General features: G+C 47.7%; 14 protein-coding genes. 8 read left to right on the forward strand and 6 right to left on the reverse strand.

Annotated features, from left to right (window positions below; genetic code table 11):
* Positions 1-27 precede the first annotated feature (27 nt).
* Entirely contained in the window at positions 28-1,212 is a 1,185-nt protein-coding gene (locus tag NGM44_RS06275) for a PLP-dependent transferase (protein ID WP_253222887.1), read from the forward strand.
* A gap of 23 nt (positions 1,213-1,235) precedes the next feature.
* Here the strand turns inward: NGM44_RS06275 and NGM44_RS06280 are convergent, their stop codons facing one another.
* The 5 genes from NGM44_RS06280 to hisIE form a co-directional block, all read right to left on the reverse strand.
* Positions 1,236-1,571, reverse strand: a complete 336-nt coding sequence (locus NGM44_RS06280) for a DUF4298 domain-containing protein (protein ID WP_253222888.1) — start codon at positions 1,569-1,571, stop codon at positions 1,236-1,238.
* Positions 1,572-1,573: 2 nt separating this feature from the next.
* The gene (tatC, locus tag NGM44_RS06285; RefSeq protein WP_253222889.1) at positions 1,574-2,356 is read right to left on the reverse strand and encodes a twin-arginine translocase subunit TatC; all 783 of its coding nucleotides are present in this window, start codon (positions 2,354-2,356) and stop codon (positions 1,574-1,576) included.
* Positions 2,353-2,868 (reverse strand): twin-arginine translocase TatA/TatE family subunit, encoded by a 516-nt coding sequence (locus tag NGM44_RS06290; RefSeq protein ID WP_253222890.1) that lies wholly within the window; start codon positions 2,866-2,868, stop codon positions 2,353-2,355. Before NGM44_RS06290 ends, tatC begins: the two co-directional genes overlap by 4 nt.
* Before the next feature lie 40 nt (positions 2,869-2,908).
* The gene (gene tatA / locus NGM44_RS06295; RefSeq protein WP_253222891.1) at positions 2,909-3,127 is read right to left on the reverse strand and encodes a Sec-independent protein translocase subunit TatA; all 219 of its coding nucleotides are present in this window, start codon (positions 3,125-3,127) and stop codon (positions 2,909-2,911) included.
* Positions 3,128-3,253: 126 nt separating this feature from the next.
* Positions 3,254-4,093 carry a bifunctional phosphoribosyl-AMP cyclohydrolase/phosphoribosyl-ATP diphosphatase HisIE gene (hisIE, locus tag NGM44_RS06300; RefSeq protein WP_253222892.1) on the reverse strand — a complete coding sequence of 280 codons (840 nt, stop codon included), beginning with the start codon at positions 4,091-4,093 and terminating at the stop codon, positions 3,254-3,256.
* Positions 4,094-4,403: 310 nt separating this feature from the next.
* Between hisIE and NGM44_RS06305 the strand changes: the two genes are divergently transcribed.
* Entirely contained in the window at positions 4,404-5,717 is a 1,314-nt protein-coding gene (locus NGM44_RS06305) for an MFS transporter (protein WP_253222893.1), read from the forward strand.
* A gap of 307 nt (positions 5,718-6,024) precedes the next feature.
* Complete coding sequence (locus NGM44_RS06310; RefSeq protein ID WP_253222894.1) at positions 6,025-7,698, forward strand: glutamate synthase-related protein; 1,674 nt, start codon at positions 6,025-6,027, stop codon at positions 7,696-7,698.
* An 83-nt stretch (positions 7,699-7,781) separates the two neighbouring features.
* Here the strand turns inward: NGM44_RS06310 and NGM44_RS06315 are convergent, their stop codons facing one another.
* Complete coding sequence (locus tag NGM44_RS06315) at positions 7,782-9,293, reverse strand: aldehyde dehydrogenase family protein (protein WP_253222895.1); 1,512 nt, start codon at positions 9,291-9,293, stop codon at positions 7,782-7,784.
* A gap of 487 nt (positions 9,294-9,780) precedes the next feature.
* Between NGM44_RS06315 and NGM44_RS06320 the strand changes: the two genes are divergently transcribed.
* The 5 genes from NGM44_RS06320 to NGM44_RS06340 all read left to right on the forward strand — a co-directional run bounded on the left by NGM44_RS06320 (position 9,781) and on the right by NGM44_RS06340 (position 18,020).
* On the forward strand, positions 9,781-12,633 hold the full coding sequence (locus tag NGM44_RS06320) for a 2-oxoglutarate dehydrogenase E1 component (RefSeq protein WP_253222896.1): 2,853 nt from the start codon (positions 9,781-9,783) through the stop codon (positions 12,631-12,633).
* Between the two features lie 89 nt (positions 12,634-12,722).
* Positions 12,723-13,946: a 2-oxoglutarate dehydrogenase complex dihydrolipoyllysine-residue succinyltransferase gene (gene odhB / locus NGM44_RS06325; RefSeq protein ID WP_253222897.1), complete on the forward strand. Its 1,224-nt coding sequence runs from the start codon at positions 12,723-12,725 to the stop codon at positions 13,944-13,946.
* A gap of 125 nt (positions 13,947-14,071) precedes the next feature.
* Positions 14,072-15,520 (forward strand): dihydrolipoyl dehydrogenase, encoded by a 1,449-nt coding sequence (lpdA, locus tag NGM44_RS06330; protein ID WP_253222898.1) that lies wholly within the window; start codon positions 14,072-14,074, stop codon positions 15,518-15,520.
* A 121-nt stretch (positions 15,521-15,641) separates the two neighbouring features.
* Positions 15,642-16,622: a YafY family protein gene (locus NGM44_RS06335; RefSeq protein ID WP_253222899.1), complete on the forward strand. Its 981-nt coding sequence runs from the start codon at positions 15,642-15,644 to the stop codon at positions 16,620-16,622.
* Positions 16,623-16,682: 60 nt separating this feature from the next.
* Positions 16,683-18,020 carry a DUF262 domain-containing protein gene (locus tag NGM44_RS06340; RefSeq protein WP_253222900.1) on the forward strand — a complete coding sequence of 446 codons (1,338 nt, stop codon included), beginning with the start codon at positions 16,683-16,685 and terminating at the stop codon, positions 18,018-18,020.
* Positions 18,021-18,037 lie beyond the last annotated feature (17 nt).

The raw sequence follows: 18,037 nt of genomic DNA on the forward strand, positions 1-18,037 counted from the left end.
TATTTGCCCATTAATAAAGCAGTATCTATGAAAACACAAACGGCACTGATTCATGATCCTCGTCATACACCACAAATGATCGACAGCTTGCAGCCGCCTGTCTATCGAGCATCGACGATTGTCTTTAAAGATATGGCTGCTTTGCAAAATCGACATTGGACAGATCGCTATGATTATAGCTATGGCACGCATGGCACACCAACGACTTATACGCTTGCCGATCAGATTGCACGGCTAGAAGGGGGTGAGTACTGCCTGCTTGCACCGAGTGGGCTTTCAGCGATCAATTTGGTGAATACTGCCTTATTGACCTCAGGTGATGAGGTGTGGCTTGCAGACAATATGTATGGGCCAAACCTTGAGCACCTAAGCTTCTTGCAAGCACACTATGGCATTGTGGTGAAGATTTATGATCCTACCGACATTGACAGCTTTATGCCAAGTGAGCAGTGTCGCCTCCTGTGGATTGAGGCGGCAGGCTCGGTCACGATGGAGTTTCCTGATGTTATTGGATTGATTCATAAGGCCAAAGCACACGGCATCACGGTAGCACTGGATAATACATGGGGTGCAGGACTGGCATTTAGTCCGTTTGCTATCGGTGATGAGAAACTGGCAGTAGATATTTCGGTGCATGCTTTGACCAAATATCCAAGTGGCGGCGGTGATGTGTTGATGGGTAGTGTGGTCACCAAGGAAAAGGGGCTGTATCACAAACTGCTACGCATGCACGCACTACAGGGTGTCTGCGTCTCAGGTGATGACTGTGCGACCGTGTATCGAAGCTTACCAAGCATGGCATTGCGTTATCAAAAGCAGTCACAAGCGTGTATCGAGCTATTGCAATTCTTGCAAAATCAACCGCAAATCGCACAAGTGCTTCATCCTGCTCATCCGTCAGCAGCAGGGCATGATCACTGGCAACAGGTGTGCCAAACAGGGTTATCAGCAGGGCTTGTCAGTATCATCCTTGATGATCGATACAGTTGGGCGAATGTTTGTCGTTTCGTTGATGCGTTAAAATTATTTAAAATCGGCTTTAGCTGGGGCGGAGCGACTAGCCTTGTGATGCCCTATGATCTCAATAAGATGCGTCAGTGTGAGCGTTCGCACCTTGCCAAGGGTTATTTGGTGCGGTTTTGTATCGGGCTTGAGGCAGTGGCAGACCTGCAGGCAGATATTGAGCAGGCATTAGCGACCTTGGAACAATAGGGGAAAGGCGGACTAAGAGTGGCTTAGTCATCGGCAGAGCGTGTATGATCCAGTGTCTGCACGCATAGACGCAGTAGTCGCCAAAGTAGCTCTTGCTTGGCGATTATCTCATCATACAGTGTATCTTCACTCAGTACACTATATTCGCCATCGGTGGTAGTATCAAGCAAACCTTCTGCATCAAGGGTAAGTAGCTCATGATAGTCATCACTCATGTAGGCATGCTCAAGAGATGCTATGGTTTGTAGAGCATCTGTCAGCTGCTGCTCAAATGTCTGTAGGACAGCTTTTTGGTCAAGCCATTGGCGGTAGAGTGCTTGTAGCTGGTCTAGGCGAGCTTGGGCGTCTGTCGGTGTCATTATTAAGACGCCTGCTGAAGGTGTGGCGTATCATCATCAGACGGCGTATCTTTGACCAACAGTCTTGCCATGAATAAACCCAATTCGAACAGTAAGCACATCGGAATGGCGAGCATCAGCATACTTGCGCCATCAGGCGGAGTGACGATGGCAGCGACAGCGAAGCAGCCGACGATGATATAGCGGCGTTTGTCCGCCAGACTTTTGACGCTGACCAAGCGCATCAGCACCAAAATCATCGTCGCCACAGGAATCTCGAACATCACGCCGAACACCAAGAACAGCTTGAGCACGAAGTTAAGATAACTGTCAATATCCGTCATCGGCAGTACATTATCAGGCGCGAACATCACGAAGAATTTCAGCGCAGGCACCAGCACAATAAAGTATGCAAATGCCACGCCCAAATAAAACAGCACAATGGCGCTGAGCATCAGTGGCAAGGCAGCGCGTTTTTCGTGTTTATAAAGACCAGGGGAGATAAAGCCCCAGATCTGCGCGATGATAAATGGCACGCTGGCAAACAGCGCGATAAAAAAGGTTAAGCGAATCGGCGCAAGAAAACCCGATGCGACATCGGTGGCGATCAGACTGGCTTCGGCAGGCAGTAGCGCGACCAGTGGATTGGAAATGAAATCATACAGCTGACGGCTAAATCCCACCAGTGCCAAAAAAATCCCCAATACTGCCAAAAAAATGCGAATAAAACGCGTGCGTAATTCCACAAAATGCGCCATCAAAGGCATGTCATCGCCGCGCGGCGTGGGTGTCGTCGTATTGCTCATGAGTTCACCCGATTTAGTAGTGGGTCGGCGGTGTAATTGGGCATCATCGGTGCGGCAGGCAGCCTGCGCGCGCGATCATAGTCGCCCAAGACGAACCAACGATTTGCCATTGGTTGTGTGGTGGATTGTAGCGTTTGTGCGGTGGCAGGATTGGTGTCGCTGATGGCGTCGTTTAGCTGCTCTGGTATGGTCTGCCAAGCATCCATCGCTTGAGATGTGGCGGTGTGAAATTGGCTTTCGGTACGACCCAAAGACTGTTGCAGGGCATTCATCTGCACCTTCATCTGCGCTTCAGATTCGCGGATTTTGGCAAGTTCTTTTTTGAGTTCTTCTTGGGCTTCGAGCAGCTGTAATTCACTAGCGATCTCGGACTGTAGGCGCGTGCTGGCACGGCGCAAAGTACCATACCAACGCCCCAAAGTGCGTGCAGCGACGATCAGCTTTTCAGGACCAAGCACGATGAGTGCAATGATCCCAAACAGCGTCATCTCAAATAAACCAATGTTAAACATGGCTTGATATCACAAGATAATCAGAATGAACAAAGCAAACTTAGGCTTTGTCGTCGGTTTTTTCGACTTTGACTTCTTCGGCGATGATGGTTTTTTCGTTTTGGCTGATGGCTTTGGTGTCGTCTTCTTTGACCGCGTCTTTAAAGCCCTTGACCGCTGAGCCCAAATCCTTGCCCGCGTTTTTTAGTTTACTGGTGCCAAAAATCACCACAACCACAACCAACAAAATCAACCAGTGTGTTAAAGAAAATGAACCCATGATTATTATCCTTTTTATATTCTAAGAGTTATACCGCCCATCATAGCACAATTTTATCGCGCTGTGAATGGATAATGTTAAGATATTCTGTGCTTTTTCTTGAATGACACATCGACTTTGCGGCAGTTATGCGCTTTGGTTGCGGCTGTTTTTCTCATCGATGCCAGAGACGCCGAAGCGACGCGCAAGCTCAGTGATCACCGCTTGCGAATCAAGCCCCAATGCCGACAGTGCCACCATCTGATGAAACCAAGTATCCGCCACTTCATAGACAAAATCTGTGCGCATCGCATCGATATTCTCGCCTGTGGCTTGTGCCAATTGCAATTCTTTGGCAGCTAAGATGCTTTCTACCGATTCTTCGCCGACTTTTTCTAGGATTTTATTTAAGCCTTTATGATAAAGACTTGCCACATAAGAGCTGTCTTTGTCGGCGGTTTTGCGATCGTTCAAGATGGTATCAAGCGCGCCCAAGACATCGTGGCTGTTTAGTGCGGCTTGTGCAGCAGTTTGGGCGGCTTGAGTGGCGACTTGGGCAGAACTTTGGTCAGCGTGTGCGTGTTTGTCATCTGCTTGGCCATAGATCTCATTAGGGTCTTTGATGACATCACTGATGATTTGCCAATTACCATCGGCGTCAAGCTTTTGATAAAAGCAGGATTTGCGCCCTGTGTGGCAGGCGATACCGCCCAATTGCGTGACCGATAAAATCACTGTGTCGCCATCGCAGTCGGTGTAGATATCGTGGACGATCTGGGTGTGACCTGATGTCTCGCCTTTGTGCCACAGCTTACCGCGTGAACGCGAAAAATACACCGCCATGCCTGTCTTGCGCGTCAGCTCCAGCGATTCGCGGTTTTGCCAAGCCATCATCAGCACCTGTCCTGTGGCACGGTCTTGGGCGATGGTCGGCACTAGGCCGTCAGTGTTAAATTTGATCACATCCAGCCAATTTGCTGTACTCATAGAAAATCCTTATGCATCTTGGTAAATTTTTCATAGTTTAGCACACCCACCGAGTGAAAATCAGCACAAGTTCACTTGGATATATCAAGATTTTGGTGATATTTGCAAATTATTATCATGAATATCGTATTGACTGCCGATAGCGATTCAGACACAATAATGCACCAGATGCATTTGGCACAAGCTTACCATCTCACCGCTGATGCCAAGCGTGTCACTGTGCTATTTTTATATTGAATAAAACAACACATCCCAAGCAAGTTTTTTGCACCGCAGGGCTGCTTGTACATAACAACAATAGGGATTTTTTATGACTACCATTCGATTGAACGAGCTGATCGACAGCCAACCACTGGGCCGCTACCAAAAAATCATCATCTCACTGTGCATGGCGCTGATGATCTTGGATGGATATGACATCCAAGCGATGGCGTATGCCGCGCCTTTGATCATGGAGAGCTGGCAAGTGGATAAGGCATTGCTTGGCGTGGTGTTCAGCGCGGCATTGGGTGGTCTGTTCGTTGGCTCACTGCTATTAAGTAGCTTATCGGATCGCTATGGTCGCCGTCCGATTTTATTGGTTTCGACTTTTGCTTTTGCGGTGCTGATGCTATTGACACCCCTTGCCAAGAACCTTGAGCAGCTTGCGATGATTCGCTTTGTGACGGGGATATTTTTGGGCGGCATCATGCCTAATGCCATGGCGTACAGCTCGGATATCGTACCCAAGCGTCAGCAGGTGTTCATCATGACGATGATCTCGGCAGGCTTTACGCTTGGGGCGATTTTGGGCGGCTTTGTGGCGACTGCGCTCAAGCCCTTTGGTTGGGAAGCGATCTTTTATTTCGGTGGTATTATGCCATTGATTTTATTCGTGTTTATGTATTTTTGGATTCCTGAGTCCCAAAAATTCTTGGTCGCACGCTCGCGCCACCCCAAAAAAGTACTAGAATCGCTGCGCAAGTTTTATCCATCGCTTGGCTTAAATGATGATGTCAAAATCGAGCTAGAAGACAAAACCACGCATAAGACATCGCCACTGGATCTGTTCAAACAAGGTCGTGCATTTTTCACCAGTACCATGTGGATCATCACGGTGCTAAATATGATCAGCTTGTATTTCTTGTCAAGTTGGCTGCCTGCCTTGGGCAAAGAATCAGGCTTGTCAATCAATCAAGCCTTGATGCTAGGTACAGTGCTGCAGCTGGGCGCGCTGATCGGCAGTCTGTCACAGGGCGCGATCATTCATAAATTTGGCTTTTATAAAGTCTTAATGCCAGTGTTCGTACTTGCGATCGTTACGGTCGGTTACATCGGCTACAGCGTGCATAGCGTGGCACTGCTGTTCGTTGTGGTGTTCTTGGCGGGCTTTGCGGTCATTGGTGGTCAGCCGACGCTCAATGCGTTATCAGCAAGCCACTATCCTGTGCTGCTTCGTAGTACAGGTGTGGGCTGGAGCATTGGCATTGGTCGCTTGGGTTCGGTGATTGGTCCTGTGTTGGGCGGTAGTCTGGCAGCGAGTATGAACATCGGGCCGCTGTTTTTGATCGCGGCGATTCCATCGGTATTGGTGCTAGTGATGCTGTTCGTCCAAGCGCGTGGCAACACAGGTTCAGCTGTATAAATTTATTGGTTTAAATTGGATAAACCACACATAAAATCCTGCAATCATCTTGGTTGCAGGATTTTTATTTGGGATCATTGATGACTTAAGCTTAAAAATTGTGGGCTAAGAGTGGCTTTTTTATCATATAAATCGATAGGTTTATCAATATTATCAAATTATGATGATAAATGCACTGTGGTATAATCGCCACAATCTGTCTATGCATTCATCTGTGCATCAAACACTCATTAATCCAAGAACTTATTGACCTAAGAAAAAGGCGTGCGGCTGTGCCAAAAGCGTCATCGTGTGGGAATGTCCTTTTATGACTTATCCAAAACCAAATAATCATTCAGCGAACTTCTTTTTTTTGATTTTGCCGCGCTATGTGCTGTTTTGGGTCTGCGTTGCGTTGATTCCTGTGGCGTTATTTTTGCAAATCTGGTGGTTGCTTGTGATCGCCATCGCCTTGACTTGCCTTGGGATTTATAATATCAATCAAAAACGCCACGCGATCTTGCGCAATTATCCGATCAGCGGACACATTCGCTTTTTATTTGAGAATTTCCGCCCAGAGGTGCGCCAATATTTCATCGAAGGCGATCGCGATGAAGTGCCGTTTTCGCGTCTGCAGCGCTCAATCGTTTATCAGCGTGCTAAGGATTTGGACAGCACCACCGCCTTTGGTAGCTTGAATGATTTGACCAAACCAGGTACGGATTGGTTCTTGCACTCAGGTCGCAGCCACACGATCGAAAATCACGATTTTCGCGTGCGCGTGGGCAATGAGCGCTGTTTGCAGCCTTATGAGTTGTCAGTGCTGAACATCTCGGCGATGAGTTTTGGCTCATTGTCCGCCAATGCCATCGAAGCATTGAATAAAGGCGCCAAAGAAGGCGGCTTTGCTCATGATACTGGCGAAGGGAGTATCAGTCCTTATCATCGTAAGCATGGTGGTGATTTGATTTGGGAGCTTGGCACGGGATATTTTGGCTGCCGTGATGATAATGGTCGATTCAATCCTGAGACTTTCCGTCAGCAGGCGGCATCTGAGCAGGTCAAGATGATCGAGATCAAGCTGTCACAAGGAGCGAAACCGGGTAAAGGCGGCGTACTACCTGCTGCCAAAATCACCCAAGAGATCGCTGAGACGCGCCACATTCCGATGGGTGTGGACTGCATTTCGCCAGCGACGCATCCAGAGTTTAGCACGCCGCGCGAGTTGGTACAGTTTTGGCAAAAATTGCGCGAATTATCGGGCGGTAAACCTGTGGGCTTTAAGCTGTGTATCGGTATGCCGTGGGAGTTTATGGCGATCGTCAAGGCGATGATTGAAGAAGATAATTATCCTGATTTCATTGTCGTCGATGGTGCAGAAGGCGGTACGGGTGCTGCGCCTGTGGAGTTCATGGATTCGGTGGGGATGCCGCTGGTCGATGCGCTGATTTTTGTCCAAAATACTTTGGTCGGTGCGGGCATTCGCGATAAGATCAAAATCGGCGTCAGTGGCAAAATCATCAGTGCCTTTGACATTGCCAAGATGATGAGCTTGGGGGCGGATTGGTGCAACTCGGCGCGTGGCTTTATGTTTGCGGTGGGCTGTATCCAGTCACGCTCATGCCATACCAACAAATGCCCAACTGGTGTCGCCACCCAAGACCCTGCTCGCCAAAAAGCATTGGATGTGCCTGATAAGTCGCGCCGCGTGAAAAACTTCCACGGCAATACACTAAAAGCACTGTCAGGTCTGGTCGGTGCAGCAGGGCTGAATCACCCAAGTGAACTGAAGCCACATCACATCGTCCGTCGCCAGCCAGACGGCTGGATTAAGCTGTTGTCCGAGCATTATCAGTTCATCGACTCAGGTTCGCTATTGACAGGTGATTGTGGTCGTCGTGTGCTGGATGATATGTGGAAGCTTGCCGATCCGAACAGCTTTCAGGCGATGAGCATCGCTGATGAGATCGTTGATGCTGAGAATGAGCGCCGCCGTCATTGATTGATTTTGAAATAAATCACCATCAAAAAAGCCATTGGATATTCCAAATGGCTTTTTGTTTTCTTGCTCTTCACTCCCTACTCTTAGAAAAACCCCAATGCCTTAGCCGAATAGCTGACCAATAGGTTTTTGGTTTGTTGATAATGATCAAGCATCATCTTGTGCGTCTCACGGCCAATGCCTGATTTTTTGTAGCCACCAAAAGCGGCATGGGCAGGGTAGATATGGTAGCAGTTGGTCCATACACGACCTGCTTGGATAGCACGGCCAGCACGATAAGCGGTCGTGCCGTCACGGCTCCAAACGCCTGCACCCAGACCATACATGGTGTCGTTAGCGATGGCGATGGCTTCATCAAAGTCTTTGAAAGTGGTTACTGACAGCACAGGGCCAAAGATTTCTTCTTGGAAAATCTCCATGCTGTTCTCACCCTTAAAGATGGTCGGCTCGATATAAAATCCACCATCCACTTCGCTGCGAGCTTCGCCGCCAGTCAAGACTTCCGCCCCTTCAGCTTTACCTTTGGCGATACAGCCTAAGATTTTGTCTTGTTGCTCTTGGGATGCTTGAGCGCCGATCATGGTGTCGGTATCGAGCGGATGACCAGTTTTGATGTTCTTGACACGCTCAACGGCTTTTTTCAAGAAAGCTTCGGCGATGCTTTCGTGTACCAATGCACGAGATGGGCAGGTGCAGACTTCGCCTTGGTTTAGGGCGAACATCGCAAAGCCTTCCAAAGCCTTATCCAAGAATTCATCTTCACGATCCATGACATCAGCAAAGAAGATGTTTGGCGATTTGCCGCCTAGCTCAAGCGTCACAGGGATGATATTTTCGGTGGCGTATTGCATGATTTTTTGACCGACTTCGGTTGAGCCGGTAAAGGCGACTTTGCCGATGCGTGGATTGGTCGCAAGCGGTGTGCCGACTTCAGGACCAAAGCCGTTGACCACATTGAGCACACCTTTTGGTAGCAAATCTTCAATCAGCTCAATGAGCACCATGATACTGACAGGCGTTTGCTCAGCAGGCTTAAGTACGATGCAGTTACCCGCTGCTAGCGCAGGGGCGATTTTCCATGCTGCCATCAAGATTGGGAAGTTCCAAGGGATAATCTGACCCACCACGCCAATCGGCTCGTGGAAATGATACGCGACAGTGTCATCATCGATTTGGCTGATGCTGCCTTCTTGGCTACGGATACAGCCAGCAAAATAGCGGAAATGGTCAATCGCCAGCGGAATATCAGCTGCCAAAGTCTCACGGATTGGCTTACCATTTTCCCAAGTCTCAGCGACGGCAAGCGTCTCAAGATTGGCTTCTAGGCGGTCAGCGATTTTTAATAATAAGGCTGAGCGTTCGGTCGGCGAAGTCTTGCCCCAAGCGTCCTTGGCAGCGTGTGCCGCATCAAGTGCCAGCTCAATATCTTTGGCATTGGATTTGGCGACTTTGGCAAAGGGCTTGCCATCGACTGGCGAGATGTCGTCAAAATATTCCCCATCCATAGGGGCAACCCATTGCCCACCGATGAAATTGTCATATTTTTCTTTGAAATTGACTTTACTGCCCTCGGTATTTGGATTGGCATAACGCATGATAAGTTCCTTTTTTGTTGATTGTCTGATCATCAACTGACCAAGGACGCAGTGACATCCTTGTATCACTTGATGACTTTATAATGCATGAAAATTGGTACAAATGTCCACATAATTTGTAGATAATTTGTATCCATTTATTGCAATATTCTAACTTGTGCATGCTCGTTTGGTAGTTGCTTGATTTGATACAACTTTTTGTAAAAACCACCAGAGTTGTTTAATAAAATTACAAAAACGCGAGCGATCACGAAATCAGATAAAATCAAGTAAGTAATAAGTAAGTAAAGTGTAAGCTTTGGGATTAAAAGATGAAAAATCGATGGTTTTTGTGCCGAAAAAAGCGTTTGCAACTTGTTATCTTGCAAAAAAAGGCGTACACTATAGCGTGGTATGTCTTTTATCAAGACGCACAGTTTGTCGCCACCGTTTAACAAGCTTGTTAGGCATGGCGATATAATGTTTACTAACTCATGGCGTAATAACAATGACAAACAGTAAAGAGACGGTGGCGTTTTTAAACACCGAATTGGCGGCAGACAGTGCAGCCTATGTCGAAGCACTGTATGAACAATACCTAGAAGATAAAAATAGTGTCAGCGAAGACTGGCAGACTTATTTTGCAGATTATCGTCAAGACAATGACGCACCACACAATGCCATTAAAGAGCAGTTCTTGCTTTTGGCGCGGAACCAAACCAATGCACCGCGTGCAGCAGCTGGCGCATCAAGCGAAGCCAACCCAAAACAAATGGCAGTGCAGCAGCTGATCTCATCTTATCGTCGCCGTGGTCATCGCATGGCGAACCTAGATCCACTTGGGCTACAAGATCGCCCACGCCTAGAAGAGCTGACTTTGGCTTATCATGGTCTATCTGAAGCAGATCTAGACACCGTATTCCCAACCAATGACCTTGCCATCGGCAAAGATACCGCAACCTTGCGCGAGATCATCGAAATCCTAGAGCGCGTCTATTGCGGCAGCATCGGCTATGAATATATGCATGTATTCACCGCCACCGAAAAACGCTGGTTCGAGAACTATATCGAATCAAATCACGGTCATATCCGCTTTGATAAAGCCAAAAAACTAGAAATCTTCGAGCGCCTGAACGCAGCTGAAGGCTTGGAAAAATACCTTGCGCGTAAATACACAGGTGTGAAGCGTTTCGGTCTAGAAGGTGGTGAAAGCTTCATCCCTGCAGTGCACGAGATGGTGCAGCGCGTCGGTGGCTATGGCTCAAAAGAAGCCGTCATCGGTATGGCGCACCGCGGTCGTCTGAACTTGCTTGTCAATATCTTGGGCAAAAACCCAAGCGATCTGTTCGATGAATTTGATGGTAAAGTACAACCTGTCAATGGCTCAGGCGATGTAAAGTACCACAACGGTTTTTCATCGAATGTGATGACACCAGGTGGCGAGATGCACCTTGCTTTGGCGTTCAACCCATCGCATCTAGAGATCGTCTCACCTGTACTACAAGGCTCAGTGCGTGCGCGTCAAGCTCGCCGCTCAGAAGAGTACGGCTATGACATCGACAACAGCACTGTATTGCCGATCGTTGTGCATGGTGATGCTGCCTTTGCAGGTCAAGGTGTGAACCAAGAAACTTTCCAAATGTCACAAACACGCGCCTACAAGACAGGCGGTACTGTGCATATCGTGATCAATAACCAAGTTGGTTTCACCACTTCTCGTCCAGAAGACGCGCGCTCTACTGAATATTGTACTGATGTCGCAAAAATGGTACACGCACCGATCCTTCATGTCAATGGTGATGATCCAGAAGCGGTAGTATTTGCATCGCAGCTGATGGTGGACTATCGCCGTGAATTTGGCAAAGACATCGTACTTGACATCGTCTGCTACCGCCGTAACGGTCATAACGAATCAGATGAGCCATCAGCCACTCAGCCGCTGATGTACGCTGTCATCAAAAAACTACCAACCACGCGCACCAAATATGCCGAGCAGCTGATCAAAGAAGGCGTATTGACCGCCGAAGAAAGCAGCAAGTTCGAAGATGATTATCGTGTAGCACTAGACAATGGTCAAAATGTCGCCAACGGTTGGGTCAGCGAGCCAAATACCGAACTGTTCGTGGATTGGAAACCTTACCTAGGTCATAAGCTTGTCGATGACTGGGAAACTGGTGTCGATATTGAAAAACTAAAAGCCTATGGCGAAGCGATGGCGAAGATTCCAGAAGGCTTCACCTTGCAGCGTCAAGTGGCAAAAGTCATCGAGCAACGCCTAGCCATGCAAACTGGTCAAGAGCCACTGAACTGGGGTGCGGCTGAGACTTTGGCTTATGCAAGTCTTGCCGATGAAGGTTCATTGGTGCGTATCACTGGTGAAGATGTCGGTCGTGGTACTTTCTCACACCGTCACAGCGAGCTGTACAATGTCAATGACGGCAGTATGTACATTCCGCTACAGCACATCTCTCCAAATCAAGCCCGTTTTGCAACTTATAACTCACTGCTATCGGAAGAAGCGGTATTAGCGTTCGAATACGGCTATGCGACCACTGTGCCAAATGCACTGATTGTATGGGAGGCGCAGTTCGGTGACTTCGCGAACGGTGCGCAAGTGGTCATCGACCAGTTCATCTCATCAGGTGAGACCAAGTGGCAGCGCGTCTGTGGTTTGACCATGCTATTGCCACATGGCTTTGAAGGTCAAGGCCCTGAGCATTCATCAGCGCGTCTGGAGCGTTTCTTGCAGCTGTGTGCTGAAGAAAATATGCAAGTCATCACACCAACGACACCAGCGCAGATTTTCCACGCCTTGCGCCGTCAGGTATTGCGCCCGATCCGTAAGCCATTGGTGGTAATGTCACCAAAAAGCCTACTTCGTCATCCATTAGCGACTTCTGAGCTGTCAGAATTGGCAACAGGTAAGTTTGAAACCGTATTGTCAGAGATCGATACCATCGACAACAGCAAAGTGACTCGCCTAGTGCTATGTGGTGGTAAAGTTTACTACGATCTACTGGATCAACGCCGCAAACTGGGTCAAGAGCATGTGGCGATCGTTCGTATCGAGCAGCTATATCCACTGCCAGAAGCGCGCATTCTAGAAGAGATCGCTAAGTATCCAAATCTAGAAGAGATCATCTGGTCACAAGAAGAGCCATTGAACCAAGGTGCTTGGTACTATCTAGCACCGGAACTATATCGCATCGTCGTGCCTGCGCCTACTAAGGCGAAAATCATCGCACCGTCAGCACGCCCAGCGGCGGCTGCCCCTGCGACAGGCTCACCGAAGATGCACGCAGAACAACAAAAAGCCCTGATTGCACAAGCATTGGGTGTGACTGTTGATGCACTACAATAATCGCTTGCAGCCAAATCGATGACTGTCGGTTTGGCTGTCTTTACTTTTTACAATAAAATCAAAATTTTATAAACTTGAAGGAGTTTATTATGGCTGAAATCAAAGCCCCAGTATTCCCAGAATCAGTTCAAGACGGTACGATTGTTGAGTGGCATGTTGCCGAAGGCGAAGCGGTCAGCCGTGATCAGCTGTTGGCTGAAGTTGAGACCGATAAAGTTGTTCTAGAAATCGTTGCACCAGATGACGGCGTTGTGACCAGCATCGTGAAGAAAGTTGATGACACTGTACTGTCAGCTGAAGTGGTTGCGACTTTTGAAGCGGGTGCAGCTGCACCAGCAGGCGAAACCAAAGTTGCTAGCAAAGATGAAGCTGATGGCAACACCACAGTAGATCCTGCATCTGTTGCAGCTCCAGTACAGCCAAAAGCTGACACTGGCGCTGAAGGTGATTTTAAAGATCAAAGCCCGGCTGTGCGTAAAGCTGCTAAAGAAACTGGCGTTAATCCTGCTGATGTCCAAGGCTCAGGCCGTGGCGGTCGCGTGACCAAATCAGACATGGTAAACCCAACCTTGAAATCAGACAACGGTCAAGTGATCGCAACAGCTGTTGGTCAGCGTATCGAAAAACGCGAACCAATGACGCGTCTTCGTAAGCGTATCGCTGAGCGTCTATTGTCAGCCACTCAAGAAACTGCAATGCTGACCACTTTCAACGAAGTGAACATGAAGCCATTGATGGATCTGCGTGCTAAGTACAAAGATCGCTTCGAAAAACGCCACGGCGTAAAACTTGGCTTTATGTCACTATTTGTGAAAGCTGCAACCGAAGCACTAAAACGCTTCCCAGCAGTGAACGCATCAATCGATGGCAACGACATCATCTATCATGGCTACTATGATGTGGGCGTGGCAGTATCTTCTGACCGCGGTCTGGTTGTACCTGTCCTACGCGACACCGATGTGATGAGCATGGCTGATGTCGAAGCAGGCATCCGCGACTACGCGATCAAAGCACGCGAAGGCAAGCTATCTATCGAAGAGATGACTGGCGGTACTTTCACCATCACCAATGGCGGTGTATTTGGTTCACTACTATCAACCCCAATCATCAACCCACCACAAACTGCTATCCTGGGTATGCACGCAATCAATGAGCGCCCAATGGCAGTCAATGGCGAAGTGGTGATCCTACCGATGATGTATTTGGCACTGTCTTATGACCATCGCCTAATCGACGGTAAAGAAGCGGTACAATTCTTGGTAACCATCAAAGAATTGATCGAAGACCCACAAATGCTACTATTGGATCTATAATTGATCTGATGTGATGAGTACAAAGGATTGTCGGACGAGTGCTGACAATTCTTTGTGTCTTTAAAAATTGTTTAAATTTATGATTTAATTATATCATTTAAATTTATAATAAGTTGAGAAGAACTATGAAACAATCTTATGATTTGGTCGTCATCGGCGGCGGCCCTGGCGGTTATGAAGCGGCAATCCGTGGTGCACAGCTTGGCTTTAGCGTGGCTTGTATTGAAAAACGCGTTCACAAAGGCGAGCCTGCATTGGGTGGTACTTGCTTGAATGTCGGCTGTATCCCATCAAAAGCATTGCTTGACAGCTCACATCGCTATGAAGCAACCAAGCATGAGCTGGCTGAACACGGCATCACCACTGGTGATGTAGCGATCGACATCTCAAAAATGCTTGAGCGTAAAGATGCCATCGTTAAAGGCTTGACCGCTGGTGTGGCAGGCCTACTAAAAGGCAATGGCGTTGATTGGCTACAAGGCTGGGGTACGCTAGTTGATGGTAAATCTGCTGAAAAACAAGTGAAATTCACTTCACTAGAAGGTGAAGAGTCTGCCATCACTGCTAAATACGTCATCCTAGCGGCAGGTTCTGTGCCAATCGAAATCCCAGTAGCGAAGACTGATGGCGAATACATCGTTGATTCAACAGGCGCGCTAGAGTTCGCTGAAGTGCCAAAACGTCTAGGCGTGATCGGTGCTGGTGTCATCGGTCTTGAGCTGGGTTCTGTATGGCGTCGCCTAGGCGCTGAGGTTGTCGTTTATGAAGCGATGCCTGAGTTCTTGGCAGTGGCTGATAAAGAAATCTCAAAAGAAGCAGCCAAGCTACTGAAAAAACAAGGTCTAGATATCCGTGTTGATACCAAAGTGACCAATGCTGAAGTGGTTAATGGCGAAGTTGTGGTTACCACTGATGTGAAAGGCGAAGTGAAAACTGAAACCTTTGATAAGTTGATCGTTTGTGTAGGCCGTCGTGCTTATAGCGAAAAACTACTTGCCGAAGGCTGTGGCATCGAGCTGACTGAGCGTGGCTTGGTAGCGGTTGATGATCAATGCAAAACCAACCTAGACGGCGTCTATGCCATCGGCGACCTAGTGCGTGGCCCAATGCTTGCACACAAAGCGATGGAAGAAGGCATGATGGCGGTTGAGCGTCTGCATGGCGAAAAAGCACAAGTCAACTACGACACCATCATCAGCGTCATCTATACCCATCCTGAGATTGCATGGGTAGGTCTGACCGAAGAAGCAGCCATCGCTAAGGGTTATGAAGTAAAAACTGGTAACTTTAGCCTATCAGCGAACGGCCGTGCATTGGCACAGGGCGAAGGCATGGGCTTGGTGAAAGTTGTGGCAGATGCCAAAACTGATCGCCTGCTAGGTATGCACATGGTCGGCGTTGGTGCTGGCGACATCGTCCACCAAGGCATGATTGCGATGGAATTTGTATCTAGCATCGAAGATCTACAGTTGATGACATTTGCTCACCCAACAGTCTCTGAAGCGGTACATGAGGCAGCACTATCTGCAGATGGCCGTGCGATCCACGCTATCCAACGCAAAAAACGCAAGTAATTAATGTAATACATTAATTTAACTTGAGTTTTAAACACCCCAAAAGTTTCAAGCTTTTGGGGTGTTTTTGTGGCAAAATAACATAAAAATCACGACGGTTGATAACAGGAGTCTCGATCAGATGGCGAGCACATCACGCAAATCCAATAAGCAAGGGGCGATTTACTTGCTTGAAATACTTAAGAAAATTCCCAAACAGCCCAAAAGCATCAGTTGTGGCGAGCTGCATTATGCACTGGCAGCACAGGGCTATACACAAAGCTTGCGTACACTACAACGGGATTTACAAGTACTGTGCGATGCGTTTGGGATTATGTGTGATGATCGTCAGACACCTTATCGCTATCAGTGGTCGGCGCAGTCTTCTGGAGTGAGCATCTCGCAGATGAATGACCAAGAAGCGTTGCTACTGCAGTTGGCATATCAGCATCTGAAGCATTTTTTGCCAAATTCTGCCAAGACATCGCTGGAGTCTCTCTTTGCGCAAGCAGGTTATGAGCTGTATCATCGGAATGCTGGCGATGATCATGCCAAGACATGGATGAAAAAGGTGGCGATTGCACCGATGGCTCAGCCGCTATTACCGCCCATCATTTTGCCTGAAGTGCTCGAAGCGGTCAGTGCGGCATTGTATGACAACCGATATTTGAACATCACTTATGCCAACCAGGCTCAGCGTCGCCACAATTTTTGTAGTGAGTACAGTGTGAAACCGCTAGCGCTCGTGCAGCAAGGGAGCAATCTGTATTTGGTTGCGCAGTTTGATGGCTTTGATGATATTCGCCATTTGGCACTGCATCGCTGTCAGACGGCATCGGTGTCATCATTGACATTTGAGTATCCAAGTGAGTTTGATTTATCGGAGTATATCAATCAGCAGGCGGGGTTTGGCTTTGGGCGAGAGCGGATTTGTCTTGAGTTTTGTATTGATGAGATCGAAGGATTTCATCTGACTGAGACGCCTTTGTCAGCCGACCAAGTGATACAGGCGCATGACGGCTATTACCATGTCCGTGCCACTGTGGTGGATAGTGATATGCTTGATCGCTGGCTTAATGGCTTTGGCGAGAGCGTGTGGCAGGTAAAGAAGACGGTGGTGTGATGTGCGACATAAATTGTCGCCACATGGTGTTATCATGATAAAAAATAGCAGGAGAGTGTTATGAGCAAGACAGACTCAGACCCAAAATTGGGTGTCTATAAGATCAATGAAGTGTATAAAAAAGATCTATCCATCCCTAATTATCAGCGGCCGTATAAGTGGCGTGTGGAGAATGTACGCCAGCTGCTTGATGACCTAAATCATCATTGTATCAATCAACCAAACAGCACCTATCGTCTGGGTACTTTAGTGATTCACAAAGATAAAGATAAATGTGATATCGTTGATGGTCAGCAGCGCTTGGTGACTTTGGCGTTGATTTTGCATCGTTTGAAAGATACAAGCATTGATGCATTTTTGAAAAAAGATCAATTCGCCCACCCATTCAGCCAATACAATATCTACCATAATTATCAACTGATTGGGCGGTATCTGGATATGTTGGATGGCGGCAGCCGGCAGCGATTGCTGAAGTTTATCGACGAGCAGTGTGAGTTTGTGTGGATTGAGCTGACCAATCAAAATGAAGCGTTTCAGTTTTTTGATTCACAAAATGCTCGTGGCAAAAGTCTTGCGCCGTATGATTTGCTCAAAGCGTATCATCTGCGAGCCATCCCATCCGATCACCCAAATAAGCTTGACTATGTCATGCGCTGGGAGCGGGCTATTGATGGTAAGCCAAGCTTAGATCAAGTCATTAGCAAGACATTGTTTTGCTTGCGTCAGTGGTCAAAATCTCGTCGGGCAGATGAGTTTACGGTCAAACAGCTGTCTGTGTTTAAAGGTGTGACGCTTGATGCGCCTTATCCCTATCTCAATGCTGTGCGTGCCAATTTGGCATTATACCAAGAGCATCAAGCAAATCCATGGCGTATGGTACAGCCACCACCCTCACCGTTTCAGACCACGCAGCCATTGATTGATGGTGAGTTGTTTTTTATGTATATTGACCATTATGTGCAAATGTATCATCGGTTGTTTGATAAAGATCAAGGTGTGTTAAATGGCTATTTTTTTAACCTATGGTGCATCAAAGACAAAAAGCAAATCAGCTATTTGGGTGCGATGGATTATGATGGTTCGCATCGTACAGGCGATGGCTATTTGCGCATCTTATTTTATGCGATGGTATTGATGTATTATGATAAATTTGCGACACATGGCTTGGATGTGGCGTTATCGCGGATTTTTAATTGGGTGTTTCGAGAGCGTCTAGACAAAGAACGAATTGATTGGGGTACGATTGAAAAAATCGTCGCTGAGCGTGATGGTTTGTTTGATGTTTTGTTGCACGCCATCCATCCTAAACAAATTGCCAATTTTATCGTGATGCCTTTATCTAAGAGTAATGGCAAATCCGTTCAGTTGGCAGAGTATCTATCAGTACCAAAGCCGTGATTATAAGAGGAAAAGTC

Origin of the sequence: Moraxella sp. FZFQ2102, from assembly GCF_024137865.1 — a bacterium.
Lineage (GTDB): Bacteria > Pseudomonadota > Gammaproteobacteria > Pseudomonadales > Moraxellaceae > Moraxella.

Coding starts and splice junctions, on each gene's coding strand:
- NGM44_RS06275 (WP_253222887.1), top strand. CDS start 28: ATGAAAACACAAACGGCACTGATTCATGATCCTCGTCATACACCACAA.
- NGM44_RS06280 (WP_253222888.1), bottom strand. CDS start 1,571: ATGACACCGACAGACGCCCAAGCTCGCCTAGACCAGCTACAAGCACTC.
- tatC (WP_253222889.1), bottom strand. CDS start 2,356: ATGAGCAATACGACGACACCCACGCCGCGCGGCGATGACATGCCTTTG.
- NGM44_RS06290 (WP_253222890.1), bottom strand. CDS start 2,868: ATGTTTAACATTGGTTTATTTGAGATGACGCTGTTTGGGATCATTGCA.
- tatA (WP_253222891.1), bottom strand. CDS start 3,127: ATGGGTTCATTTTCTTTAACACACTGGTTGATTTTGTTGGTTGTGGTT.
- hisIE (WP_253222892.1), bottom strand. CDS start 4,093: ATGAGTACAGCAAATTGGCTGGATGTGATCAAATTTAACACTGACGGC.
- NGM44_RS06305 (WP_253222893.1), top strand. CDS start 4,404: ATGACTACCATTCGATTGAACGAGCTGATCGACAGCCAACCACTGGGC.
- NGM44_RS06310 (WP_253222894.1), top strand. CDS start 6,025: ATGACTTATCCAAAACCAAATAATCATTCAGCGAACTTCTTTTTTTTG.
- NGM44_RS06315 (WP_253222895.1), bottom strand. CDS start 9,293: ATGCGTTATGCCAATCCAAATACCGAGGGCAGTAAAGTCAATTTCAAA.
- NGM44_RS06320 (WP_253222896.1), top strand. CDS start 9,781: ATGACAAACAGTAAAGAGACGGTGGCGTTTTTAAACACCGAATTGGCG.
- odhB (WP_253222897.1), top strand. CDS start 12,723: ATGGCTGAAATCAAAGCCCCAGTATTCCCAGAATCAGTTCAAGACGGT.
- lpdA (WP_253222898.1), top strand. CDS start 14,072: ATGAAACAATCTTATGATTTGGTCGTCATCGGCGGCGGCCCTGGCGGT.
- NGM44_RS06335 (WP_253222899.1), top strand. CDS start 15,642: ATGGCGAGCACATCACGCAAATCCAATAAGCAAGGGGCGATTTACTTG.
- NGM44_RS06340 (WP_253222900.1), top strand. CDS start 16,683: ATGAGCAAGACAGACTCAGACCCAAAATTGGGTGTCTATAAGATCAAT.